Below are 11,947 nucleotides of genomic sequence, written 5' to 3' on the forward strand. Positions count from 1 at the left end.
ACAGGCCCTGGCCGGCTCAGCGCTTGCGGTTGGAATGGCGTGGCGGCGGGGTGTCGTCTGATGCCGCGTCATCGGCCGCCTTCTGCAGCGCGCGGCCCAGATCGATCAGTTCCCAGTTCTGGGTGCCGAGCACGTCGCAGGCCACGTGCAGGCCACTGCGGTCGGCCTTGCACAGCCGGTCCAGCAGTGCATGTGCATCCACCTCGGCACCGTTGCCCTGGGCCGTGACCAGGTTCTCGCAGCCCTCGCGGACGCCGGCGCGGCAGACCGTGGTGTAGTGCTCGGCGGCCTGCAGCCAGTGCCCGGACAGCGCAAAGCGGTTGCCGAGTATGTTGCAGCCCTGCAGCCTGCCCTGCGCGCAGCAGGCTTCCGCCCCGCCGGTAGCGAGCGCCTGCGGGCAATCCTGGGGTAGCGGCAGCACGGTGTACTGCTTCGGTGCACTGCAGCGGCCCGGGCCATCGCCAGTTGGGGTGAACACCTGGAAGCGGGTCCAGGTATCCAGGCCTAGCAGTTGGCCGCCAGGCAGCGGACGCAGCACGAAGTCGCCGCCCCTGTCGTGGCGGATGCGGATGTCGCCCTCTTCGACGCGGGCGCGGAGATGACTGTTCCAGCCAACGCCGACCAGGCCGTTGTCACCGAAGTCCAGCGTGTCCATCAGACCGCCATCGGCCCGGTAGTTGCCGCAGGGCAGGGCCGTTGCCGGTTGCGGTTGCAATGATGCGCCCAGCGCCTGCAACGCCGGCAGACGCTCGCAGGTGGCGGTGTCGTTGCCCGGTGTGCAGGCCGCAGCCAGCGCCTGCACCGCCGGCAGGGGATCTCCCGCGTCCCAGGACAGTTCGGCCACCCGCTCGCAGAAGCCGCCATGCGCTACCTCGCGGCACAGCCGCAACAACTGTTGCCGCCGCTCAGCCGGCATGATCAACGGCACGGTCGGCGCCGTCATCGTCACCATGGCTTCGGTCATGGCAGCCGTCATCGCGGCCTTGACCAGCTGCGCCTGCACTGCGGGGTCGGCCTCGAGCGCGGCGGCACATGCCGGGGTTTCCTGTTCGAAGCCACCGTTGTCACAGGCAGCGGGGAGCTTGATACCGGACAGGGCGGCGTCGAGGGCCGCCTTCTGCTGGACAGGATCGGCTTCGACGACAGGTTTAGCCTCTCATGCCAACGATCAGCCAGTTGCAGGCACATGCCGGGCACGCCTTCCCGGCACCCTGCTTCCAGCGCGGCCGGAGTGGCTTCGTGACGGTTGTCCAGGCAGGCCACGGCATTGGCCAGGCAGCTGCCTTCAGCCGGTGTGGCTGCGGCGGCGCACTGTTCGGGGGCCAGCAGGATGTAGGTCGTGCCATCCACTTCGACCGTGCGGCCACGGTCGCGCACCTGCAGCGCGCTGGGCAGGCCATGTTCCAGGTTCACCAGTTGCAGCTTTCCGTCGATCTGCTGGAATGCGACCGGAGACGGCGCACTGCCGAAGTGCTTCTGTTCGCCACGGTTGGGTGAGCTGATGCGCAGCGTGCTGCTGCCTTCGTCAGCCTTGAACAGGCCGCATTGCGGTGACTGTGCGGCGGCCATCGGTGCGGCCAGCAGCAACGCCCAGGCCAGCCAGCGCTGGCGCGGTGCGGGTGAATGCATGTCGTCTCCTTGACGATCGAACGGGAAACTCCAGGCGCTACGGCGAACCACGGCCCTCGCGCGGGGGCGTACATTCTGCCGTGCCGGGCACGGGCTGGTAACGCTGGTAGGCGGTCTGCGCATCCATGCCGAGCAGATCGCCGTTGCCGAACTGGCGCAGCACAAGGGTTTCGCCTTTCTGCTGCAGGTGGATGGCGCCGTTCTGCAGGCGGGCCCGGGTGCCATCGCCGAAGTCGAGCCTGTCGATCACGCCTCCATCGGCCTGGTAGCGGCCGCAGGGCACCTGCTGGGCCGGGACGAGGCGCAGGTCGGCGCCGGGACCGCGCAGCGGTGCGATGCGTTCGCAGGCGCTGGTGCGGCCGGCATCGCAGACCACCTGCAGCGCCTGCACCGCCGATGCGGGCTCCAGCGCGATCAGTTGCTGTGCGGCTACTTCGACGCAGAAGCGGCCACTGCGGTGCTGCAGGCACAACTGCTGCAGGCGATCGCGTGCAGCGGCCGGAAGCGGTGAATCCGGCATGTCTTCGTCCTCCTGTTGCAGGCGTTCACCGACCTTCTGCATGGCGGCGGCCAGCGCATCGCCGGTCAGCGTCTCGCAGGCCTGCGGGTCATGGCCGGGCGTGTGTTCGCGGCAGATGGGCGGGCGTTCGAAGCGCGCGGGGCTGGTGTCATCGCTGCCGGCTACAGTTGTTCCATCGCGAAGCTGGCGCAGCAGCGCCGAGCAGCCCGCGCCAACGCCTTCGCTGCACGCACGCTGGGCCTGGCCGGGTGAGGCCGTGGGCAGCCGTGCAACGCAGTGGCTGCCAGCGGCGCGGCAGCTGCCATCCATCGCGCTGGGCTCGCTGGCGCAGGCGCGGGGCTGGCGCAGGGTGTAGAGCACCACCCCGTCGTGCTCGATGCGCTGCCCATCGGCGCTGATCCGGATCGGCTGCGCCACGCCATCGTCGAGCATGACCAACCGCGTCTGTGCCGCACCGCGATCAACCCACAGCGGCTGCGGCTCGCTGCCATCATCGTGGTGGTAGCCGCTGCCCGGAGTGGTGAACACCAGAGCCATGCCGCCATCGGCGCTGCGGTATTCGCCACATTGCAGCGCGTCGGCGCTGGCAGGCAGCGCAGTCAACAGCAGCAATGCGGGGAGAAGGGTCGGCAAGCGCAAGCGACGGTCCTTGTCGTGCGGGAAAGGGGTGTGGCTCAGTGAAAGCGCGAGCGGAGGTCCGGCCGCAACAGGCGCCAGGCCAGCCAGCCCTGCAGGCCGAGGAGCACCAATGACATGGCCACCACGGTCAGCGTGATCAACCAGCGTTTCAGATGGAGTTCCTGCTGCAGGACGGCGTCGTCGGAGAGAAACGGGATGACGTCACGCATGAACACGTCCAACCAGCCGGCGATCGCAAAGTTGGCCAATGCGCTCAGCAGCAGGATCACCACAAAGCTCCACAGGCCCCAGCTGCGCTCGCGAAGCAGGCCCCAGCTGGCCAGCGTCGAGGCCAGGCACAGCAGCGCGGCAATCATCGACGCGGCCACCGGATGCGCCAGAAGCCAGGTCAGGCTGTGCAGGTGCTGGTCTTGTACTTCCCTCTCAACCAGATGCCAGATCGGAAGGTTGTGCAGCGGCCACAGCAGCAGCCCCTGCATCACGAAGTACACCGTGAGCAGCAGCGACAGCCAGAACGAAGCGTGTGCGATCGGGCGCACCCAGGCGTGATAGGTCGGCTGGACCAGCGAGGGAATCGGCGGGATCGACATTGACATCCGGTGTCCTTGCAATCGGTGCCCGCGCGATCAGCGGGCCGTCACCCGGGTGGCGACGGCCGGCAGGATATGGTGTTCGCTCAACGGTGCCAAGGGCTGGCCATGCGGCGGCTGCAGTGGCACCCAGGCCAGTTCGGCGATCTCGGCACATGCCTGTGGCGTGCCGTCCACCCGCACCCACCAGGCCTGTGCCTGCACGCGATGGCCGGGTTCGTTCACCGCCCAATCCTCGAAGGTGCCCAGCGCGATGGCGGTTTCGGCGCACAGCTGCACACCGAGTTCTTCGTCCAGTTCGCGGGCCAGCGCCTGCAGCGGCGCTTCGCCGGGTTCGGGCTTGCCGCCCGGCTGGATGAAGCGGCTGGCGCCGTGCTTGCGTACCACCAGCGCCCGGCCGCGGTCATCCAGGATGACCGCGGCCACGATGTGGATCGTGGCCGCGGCGTTGCTCACTTCAGGTTCTGCTCGAACAGCTTGAGGATGCGCTTGTACTGGTCCAGCCAGGAATCGGCGCGCACATAGCCGTGGCGCTCCAGCGGGTACGGTGCGATCGACCAGTTGTCCTTGTGCAGTTCGATCAGGCGCTGGGTCAGGTTCACCGAGTCCTGGAAGAACACGTTGTCATCCATCATGCCGTGGGCGATCAGCAGGTTGTCCTGCAGGTTCTGCGCGTATTCGATCGGCGAGGACACGCGGTACGCCTCCGGATCGATGTCCGGGGTATTGAGGATGTTGCTGGTATAGCCGTGGTTGTACTGGTGCCAGTCCACCACCGGGCGCAGCGCGGCGCCGGCCTTGAACGTGCCCGGCGAGCGGAACAGGGCCATGAAGGTCATGAAGCCGCCGTAGGAACCACCGTAGATGCCGGCATGGTCGTGGTCACCCTGCTGGGTGTCGACCAGCCAGTCCAGGCCGTCCTTGTAGTCTTCCAGTTCCGGGTGGCCCATGTTGCGGTAGATCGCCGTACGCCAGTCGCGGCCGTAGCCCTCGCTGCCGCGGTAATCCATGTCCAGCACGATGTAGCCCTTCTGCACCAGCAGGTTGTGGAACATCTGCTCGCGGAAGTAGGCCGGGTAGCGCTGGTGCACGTTCTGCAGGTAGCCGGCGCCGTGCACGAACATCACGATCGGGTACTTCTTCCCCGGTTCCTTGTTTTCGGGCTCGTAGTACTTGGCCCAGACCACGCCGGCGCCATGCTTGGACGGCACCGCCACCAGCTTCGGCTGGATCCACTGGCGCGCCTTGAACTCGGCAGTGCGGGTGTCGGTCAGCACGCGGGCCTGGCCTGCGCCGGTGCTCGGTACCACGGCCAGCTGCGCCGGCAGGTAGGCGCCGGAGTAGCGCACCAGCAGCTGCTGGCCGTCCGGCGACAGCGAGAAGTCTTCCACGCCGTTGAGGCTGGTCAGCTCGCGCACCTGGCGGCTGCCGGTGTCGACCGCGCAGACTTCGTAGTCATGCGGCGCCTGCTGGTTGCACAGGAAGTAGAAACCCTTGCCGTCGGCCGACAGCACCGGCGCCGAGGTTTCCCACTTGCCGCTGGTCAGCGCCTGCGGCTTGCCCGTACCGGACTGGGTATACAGGTGCGAGAAGCCCGATTCCTCCGACAGCAGCCACAGCGTGCGGCCATCGGCCATCCAGCCGAAATCATTGAAGCCCCAGTTGATCCAGGCGTTGTCGGTCAGGCGATGGCGGTTCTGCACGCGGCCGTCGGCGGCGTTGACGCTGATGATCCAGCGGTCCTTGTTGTCGTTGGCACGCAGCATCACCGCGGCCTGCTGGCCATCGGGGCTCCAGCGGATGCCACCGCCCATGAAGTCGCTCATCACCTGCAGGCTGCGCTCGCCCTTCAGCGCGTCCTTGCCGGCCTTGCGGCGCAGCTCGGCCAGCGGATCGGTGCTGATGCCCGGCAGGCCGGCCAGAGAGACTTTCTCGGCCTTGCCGGTGCGCACGTCCACGTACCACAGCGTGTGCGGTTCGAAGCCGTTACGGCCGACGCGGGTGCGGGTGTCCTCGGTTTCCTCGTAGCCCGACTCGGTCACGTACAGCGGCATCTTGCCGCCACGGCCGTCATCGAAGTCCTTTGGCTTGGTCACCACGATCAGGTGGGTCAGGTCAGGCGACAGCACGCTGTCGGCGATCTCCACGTCGGCGCCCAGGTACACCGGGCCCGGCGCGCGGGTCGGGTCAGCCTGGCGCCAGCGCTGGTCCTGGTCCTTCAGTGCTTCGCGCTGGTCACGGTCGCGGCGAAGGGTTTCCAGCGTGCGCAGCTGCTGGTCGCGCAGCACGTCGGCCTTCGGCGGTGTACGCGGATCCTTTTCGGCCTTCAGGCTGGCCACCTGCTGCACGCCGCTGGCGGCGGCCCAGTGGAACCAGTTCTGGCCGACGCGCCAGATCACGCCATTGTCGGCGGCGAAGTTTACGTTGCCCGCGCGCTCGTTGCTGCGGGTCAGCTGCGTCAGCGCGCCGCTGCGCAGGTCGCGCACGAACACGTCGCCATTGCGCACGAAGGCGCTGCGGCTGCGGCTGCGGTCGTAGACCGGCTCGGCCACGTCCAGGGTGCCGCGCTGGTCATCGGCCACCTGCGCGGCCACGCCACCGGCCACCGGCTGGCGGAAGGTATCGCGCACCGGGCTGCCGTTGCGCTTGAGCTGGTACTCCACCTGCTGGCTGTTCCACGACCACCAAGCCTTCTCGACCGGCGGGCCGATCCAGTCCGGGTCGGCCATGGCCTGTTCGATGGTGATCGGCGTCGGCGCGGCATGCGCGGCCGGTGCGGCCAGCACGGCCGACAGCAGGAGGGACAGGGGCAGCACTCGGAACATGGGCGGACGGCACCAGTAGAGGAAAACCGGCCAAGCGTAGCAGCCGCAAGGGCCGGGGGCAGGGGCCACAGGTCATGGCAGCGGGATTGGCAAAGTAGTGCAACCGCTGGCCGACCTCGCGCATCCATTCTCCTGAACCCGCATCATCCATCGAACAGGAGCCCGACCATGCAGGAACTGATCCCGATCACCCTCTTCATCTGCATCGCCTACGCGATCCACGCCATTGCCGATGCCCGCGCGCGTAGCAAGCTGGTGGCCCCGCACGTGCCGGAGGAAGTGATCCGCTCGCTGGCCGTGCTGGAAGAAGAGCGGCGCCGCCAGGGGGCGTTGCGCTGGGGCATCAGCCTGGTCTGCCTGGCGCTGGCCATGGCCCTGCTGGAGGCCATCGGTGCGCGTGACCTGACCTTTGGTGCCGCTGCCGCGCTGGTCGGCAGTGCCGGCCTCGGCCAATTGCTGGCCTGGCACTTCACCCGCCCTGCCGCACGCAAGGGCTGAGGCAGGCGTGCCACGGGCACAGGGGGCGCCCCGTAGATGAGCCTGCTCGGCGAAGCACTGTCGGCACTGCGGGGCCGTCGCCGCCACGATACAGCGGCGACGGCGGCACCCGCTGCACCGCTGGATGCGGACCAGGCCCTGGTGCGGGCCATCGTCGACGGCTCGCAGGCGGCCTTTTCGCAGCTGGTGGAGACCCACCAGCGCACCTGCGCGCATGTGATCGGGCGCATGGTGGGCGACCGCGATCAGGTGGCCGACCTGCTGCAGGAAACTTTCCTTGCTGTGTTCCGCCAGCTGCATCGGTTTCGTTTTGAATGCTCGCTGCGCACCTGGGTATCCCGGGTCGCTTACACCACCGCGCTGCAGCACCTGCGCCGGCGGCGGCTGGAGGCGCAATGGATGGTGGCCGTGGAGGTGCCGGAGGAACTGGGGATCGGCGATGAAGGCCCCGGGCCCGCCGAGTTGAGCGAGGCGCTGCAGGCCGGGCGCCAGCTCGGCGCGGCACTGGAACGGCTGAGCGCGCCGCAGCGCCTGATCGTCGGCCTGCATTACCTGGAGGATTTCGATCTGGCCGAGATCGAGCAGGTGACCGGACTGGCACGCGGTACCATCAAGAGCCACCTGTACCGCGCGCGCCAAGTCCTGAAGCAGGAACTGACGCGGCATGCCGCCGCCGGAGAACTGCTGTGACTCAATCGACCGACTCTCGCGATGCGGAAAAGCGCGCGCTGGCGCAGGCGTTGCGTGAGCAGGTGCAGCAGGAAGAAACGCCGGATGTGAGCGAGGCGCTGCAGAAGCGCATTGCCGCTGAGTCGCGCGACAGTGGCGTGGGCTATGTGATGGTGCAGGTTGTGTTGTTTGGCGCGCTGTTGGCTGCAGCGGCCTGGTACTTCTGGGTCTAGAAGAACATTGACGCCCGCAACTGCTTTGGGCGCTTCTTCCTCCAACTTCCGATCAGATATCCAAGCGTCGGGCATTGTCTCCACGTCGGCAGTTGGCCTTTCCCGTCAGACTCCGTCACGTCGGCCTCGTCATCAGTGGCAGTCGCTCTATCCAGGGTCCGCGAGCTACGTGTGTTTCCTGAGGAAAGTTGCAAACTCCATGCCTCCGCTTGAGTCGGAGTTTCACAATCAGAGACTCTCAACCATCAGCTTCCACGGGTATGGAGTGAGAATCACATGGACAGGTGCGCCAGTAATCCAACGCCGGATGCAATTGGATGATGCTCTACTACATCCAGCTTTCGCTTGCCCGATTCAAGCAACGGATCGGCACTCATCTGGCAATCGCTCTCATGCTGGGTGCGGGGGTGGGGATCACGACCGTGATGCTCTCCATTGTTCTCCAGGCATCGTCGGATCCCGCGCCAGGCCGGAGCTCCGCATTGTTCCGCCCGTACCTTGACGCGCGTCCAGATGCTCTGCGCAGTGGTTCCCCGGATCCGGGACAGGCACTGACCTGGCCGGATGCGAAGGCGCTTCTGGGCCAGGGGAGGTCGTGGAAGCACGCCGCCATGGCGGGCGGGGCGGTGACGCTCTCCCGGCCGGGAGCCTCAAGCGCAAGGCTGCGTGCGAGGTTCGCAACGTCCGAAGTGTTCAGTGTTCTTGGCATTGCTGTTGTTCAAGGGCGCGCATGGACCGCCGAGGAGGGGCATGCTGCGAGTCGTATAGTGGTCCTGTCGCGTGCGCTCGCTGAGCGCGAGTGTGCGCAGGACTGTGTTGGTCATCGGTTGGAACTGGGCAGGCGCACCTACACTGTTGTGGGTGTCGCGGAGGATTGGCATCCGGTGCCGATGTTTCAGGGAGATCTCACACGCCGGCCGTTTGTGGAGCCTGACGAGATCTACCTGCCGGTTGAGACCGCAATCGCGGACAGGCTGACTGTTGTGGACGGGACGGCGATCTGGGGGGGTGACCAGGACACGGATCCTGCAGGAGCCAACGTGTCATGGCTTCAATTGTGGGCGTGGCTGCCCACCGCGGATGATGTCGCCGCCTACCGGGCGAATCTGGATGCCTATGCACAGGCAAAGGGCCTTCGGATCGAACCAGGCACCCAGCAGGTGGCACTCTGGCCGTTGACGGAGTGGCTGGACAGGCTGGGATTGGTTCCAGAGCGGGCCAGGATGCAGCTTCGGCTGTCACTGATCCTTCTCGGTGTGTGCATCGTCAACGCGGCGGCGCTGCTGAGCTTCAGTCTGGGGCGCCGTCGGCGGGAGCTCGCGATACGACGTGCACTGGGAGCGCGACGTCGGGACGTGTTCATCCAGCTCATGTGGGAATCCATCGCGGCGGGAGCCGCAAGCAGTGTGCTCGCTGTCGTCACCTACACGCTGGGAATCCGGGTGGTTGCTGCGGGAGACGTTCTGCCCAGCGCGATAACGGCGATGCATGCTGGGGCAATGCTGATGGCCGCTGGCCTGGGAGTCGTCACGACGCTGCTCTGTTCATTGGTCCCGTCGTTTGAAATCTGCAGGGTCAGGTCCCTGTCGAGTGCCTTCGCGAAGGGGGCTGCCTGAAATGTTCGAATCGATGAGGGGGACCCGACGACATTTGGGAAGCGCCGCACTGCTTGCAGTGCAGGCAGCGCTTGCAAGCCTGGCATGTGCGTTCGCACTGCAATCTGCGCTGGACAGCTTCGCCAGATTGAACGCCGGGAGCATCCGGGAGGCAGCATCGATTGGTGTGGTCAGAGTCTCTGATGTCGAAGACGGCGCGGATGCGGCAGTGCTGCGGGCAGACCTGTCCGCGATCCGGCTGCCCGGTGTTCAGGACACGGTTGTGAGCGACGCTGTTCCATTCGGGGGAAGAGCCCATCGATACGGCGTATGCACCAGTGAGTCGGCCATGGTGCATTCGATGAACGCGGGCACGGCAGACGTTGCTGGATGTGATCGCGTTCCCGTTGTAACTGCAAGCTCTGGCTTGCTGGCGATGCTGGGCGCGGGAATCGTCCTGGGGCGCGATGCCACGGAGGACGACATGATTGAAGGCGCTCCGGTGGTGCTGATCAGTGAATCGCTGGCTGCCCATCTATTCGGAACGGGGAATGCTGTTGGCCGCCACCTGTATTTCGGCCCCGGCAGCAGCCGGGTCATCGTGGGCGTATTTGCGTCTGTTGCTGGACCGGCGCCAGGCGGCAATGAGCGGGACTCGCAGTGGGTGCTGCTCCCGGGCCTTCCCATGGGCGCCAGTCGCTATTATCTGGCGAAGTGGAGGTCGGAGGTTGATCGTTCATCGCTTGATCGCACCGCCGATGCGCTGCAGCGGCCTTATCGGATCATGCATCCAGCCGGTGTCGAGACGCTGGCGGGTTATCGCGACGCCTACGTCAAAGCTGATCGCTTCGCTACGACCGTGCTCGCGGTCATGACCGCCGTTGTTCTCGGTGTGCTGATGGCCGGCGTTTCCGGAGTTGTGGGCGCGTGGCTTGATCGGCGCCGGCACTCCATTGGGGTCCGACGGACATTGGGTGCTCGCAGGTCCGTGATCTTTGCCGAAATCATGTTCGAGGTTTCACTGTTCACCACGCTGGGCACCCTGCTCGGCGCGTTGTCGTTGCAGTGGGTAGGGTCGCCGCAGGACGGCAGCACAGGTTCACCGTGGTTCTCGATATCGAGCGCTGTCGTGCTGGTGATGGCGGCCTGCTTGACTGCACTGGTACCCCGGGCCCTGCGAATCGCCAAGGAGCCGCCCTTGACCTTGCTGAAGCCCCTGTAGCCCATTCATCCTGTCACCCAGCTTCACCTGCGACAAAGTGAAGCAGCGCGTCACCCGGTCGCATCCCGTCTTAACGAAATCCTCCTAAAGTGGTCCGGTATCCCACCGGTCACAGGCAGGAGGCGTCCCTTGGACGCGTTGTTGTTGTCCCGGATCCAGTTCGGGTTCGTCATCAGTTTCCATGTGCTGTTCCCCGCCTTCACCATTGGCACGGCCAGCTGGCTGGCCTTCATCGAATGGCGCTGGCTGCGCACCAAGCTGCCCGTGTGGCGCGAGCTGTATTTCTTCTGGCAGAAGATCTTCGCGGTGTCGTTCGGCATGGGCGTGGTCAGCGGCATCGTCATGGCCTTCCAGTTCGGAACCAACTGGCCACGGCTGAGCGAGGTGGCCGGCACGGTCATCGGCCCGCTGCTGACCTACGAAGTGCTGACCGCGTTCTTCCTGGAAGCCAGTTTCCTCGGCGTGATGATGTTCGGCTGGGGCCGCGTCTCGCCGCGCCTGCATTTCCTGTCCACCTGCATGGTGGCGCTGGGCACGCTGTTCTCCACGTTCTGGATCCTGTCGTCCAACAGCTGGCTGCATACGCCGGCCGGCTACGAGATGGTCAACGGCGTGGTGCATCCGGTGGACTGGTGGCAGGTGGTGTTCAATCCTTCGTTCCCGTACCGGCTGGCGCACATGGCGCTGGGTTCGTTCATCACCACCTGTTTCGTGATCGGTGGCGTGGGCGCGTGGTACCTGCGCAAGGGCACGCACGTGGAAGCGGGCCGGCGCATGTTGATCGCAGCGGTGGCGTTCGCGGCACTGACCGTGCCGGTGCAGATTTTCGTCGGCGACATGCATGGCCTGAACACGCTCAAGCACCAGCCGATGAAGATCGCGGCGATGGAAGCGCACTGGCATGAAACCAAGGAGGGCGAGGGCGTACCGCTGGTGGTGTTCGCGCTGCCGAACGAGAAGGAAGAGCGCAATGATTTCGAAGTTGCCATCCCGAAGCTGGGCAGCGTGATCCTCACCCACAGCCTGGACGGCACCTTCGACCCGCTCACTTCGGTACCGTCCAGCGAGCGGCCGCCGGTGACGCCGGTGTTCTTCGCCTTCCGCATCATGGTCGGGCTGGGCACGCTGATGCTGCTGCTGGCCTGGGTGTCGGCGTTCCAGTTGTGGCGCAGGAAGCTGCTGGATTCGCCGAGGCTGCTGCGCGGCTGGAACTGGATGCTGCCCAGCGGCTTCATCGCGCTGCTGTCCGGGTGGTTCGTCACCGAGATGGGCCGCCAGCCGTGGGTGGTGTATGGCGTGCTGCGCACTGCTGATGCGGTCGGCCCGCAGAGCGCGTGGATGACCGCGCTGTCGCTGGGTGTCTACGTGGTCGGCTATGCCTTCGTGTTCGGCTGGGGCATCTGGTACCTGGTGAAGATCCTGCGCCACGGACCGCGTCCGCACGATGATGGGCCATCGCTGGACCACGGCAGCCACACCCCGGCACGCCCGCTGTCGGCAGCCGACGAACCGCTGGAGGAGCGCTGA

Annotated in this window: 10 protein-coding genes and 1 pseudogene; 6 read left to right on the forward strand and 5 right to left on the reverse strand. The window is 66.3% G+C overall.

The genetic code is table 11. From position 1 onward, the window contains the following. Positions 1 to 16: 16 nt before the first annotated feature. The 5 genes and pseudogenes from JLDANKMP_RS22460 to JLDANKMP_RS16265 form a co-directional block, all read right to left on the reverse strand. Positions 17 to 1,629, reverse strand: a pseudogene (locus tag JLDANKMP_RS22460) (hypothetical protein). A gap of 37 nt (positions 1,630 to 1,666) precedes the next feature. After that, the gene (locus JLDANKMP_RS16250; protein ID WP_212561643.1) at positions 1,667 to 2,788 is read right to left on the reverse strand and encodes a hypothetical protein; all 1,122 of its coding nucleotides are present in this window, start codon (positions 2,786 to 2,788) and stop codon (positions 1,667 to 1,669) included. A 35-nt stretch (positions 2,789 to 2,823) separates the two neighbouring features. After that, complete coding sequence (locus tag JLDANKMP_RS16255) at positions 2,824 to 3,384, reverse strand: hypothetical protein (RefSeq protein ID WP_005411621.1); 561 nt, start codon at positions 3,382 to 3,384, stop codon at positions 2,824 to 2,826. 30 nt (positions 3,385 to 3,414) lie between these two features. Next, on the reverse strand, positions 3,415 to 3,834 hold the full coding sequence (locus JLDANKMP_RS16260) for an NUDIX domain-containing protein (protein WP_005411620.1): 420 nt from the start codon (positions 3,832 to 3,834) through the stop codon (positions 3,415 to 3,417). Continuing rightward, positions 3,831 to 6,203 (reverse strand): S9 family peptidase, encoded by a 2,373-nt coding sequence (locus JLDANKMP_RS16265; protein WP_212561644.1) that lies wholly within the window; start codon positions 6,201 to 6,203, stop codon positions 3,831 to 3,833. Before JLDANKMP_RS16265 ends, JLDANKMP_RS16260 begins: the two co-directional genes overlap by 4 nt. Positions 6,204 to 6,371: 168 nt before the next feature. Between JLDANKMP_RS16265 and JLDANKMP_RS16270 the strand changes: the two genes are divergently transcribed. The 6 genes from JLDANKMP_RS16270 to JLDANKMP_RS16295 all read left to right on the forward strand — a co-directional run bounded on the left by JLDANKMP_RS16270 (position 6,372) and on the right by JLDANKMP_RS16295 (position 11,947). Continuing rightward, positions 6,372 to 6,701 (forward strand): hypothetical protein, encoded by a 330-nt coding sequence (locus JLDANKMP_RS16270; protein WP_005414880.1) that lies wholly within the window; start codon positions 6,372 to 6,374, stop codon positions 6,699 to 6,701. 36 nt (positions 6,702 to 6,737) lie between these two features. Continuing rightward, positions 6,738 to 7,391, forward strand: coding sequence for a sigma-70 family RNA polymerase sigma factor (locus tag JLDANKMP_RS16275; protein ID WP_212561645.1), 654 nt, complete (start codon positions 6,738 to 6,740; stop codon positions 7,389 to 7,391). Then, on the forward strand, positions 7,388 to 7,603 hold the full coding sequence (locus JLDANKMP_RS16280) for a hypothetical protein (RefSeq protein WP_212561646.1): 216 nt from the start codon (positions 7,388 to 7,390) through the stop codon (positions 7,601 to 7,603). The genes JLDANKMP_RS16275 and JLDANKMP_RS16280 overlap by 4 nt, the downstream gene beginning before the upstream one ends. A 320-nt stretch (positions 7,604 to 7,923) precedes the next feature. Further along, the gene (locus JLDANKMP_RS16285; RefSeq protein ID WP_249336969.1) at positions 7,924 to 9,219 is read left to right on the forward strand and encodes an ABC transporter permease; all 1,296 of its coding nucleotides are present in this window, start codon (positions 7,924 to 7,926) and stop codon (positions 9,217 to 9,219) included. A gap of 1 nt (position 9,220) precedes the next feature. Continuing rightward, positions 9,221 to 10,420, forward strand: a complete 1,200-nt coding sequence (locus JLDANKMP_RS16290; protein ID WP_212561648.1) for an FtsX-like permease family protein — start codon at positions 9,221 to 9,223, stop codon at positions 10,418 to 10,420. 129 nt (positions 10,421 to 10,549) lie between these two features. After that, a complete protein-coding gene (locus JLDANKMP_RS16295; RefSeq protein WP_049417921.1) occupies positions 10,550 to 11,947 on the forward strand; it encodes a cytochrome ubiquinol oxidase subunit I in 1,398 nt (465 codons plus the stop codon).

Origin of the sequence: Stenotrophomonas sp. PE591, from assembly GCF_018320795.1 — a bacterium.
GTDB classification, from domain to species: Bacteria; Pseudomonadota; Gammaproteobacteria; order Xanthomonadales; family Xanthomonadaceae; genus Stenotrophomonas; species Stenotrophomonas maltophilia.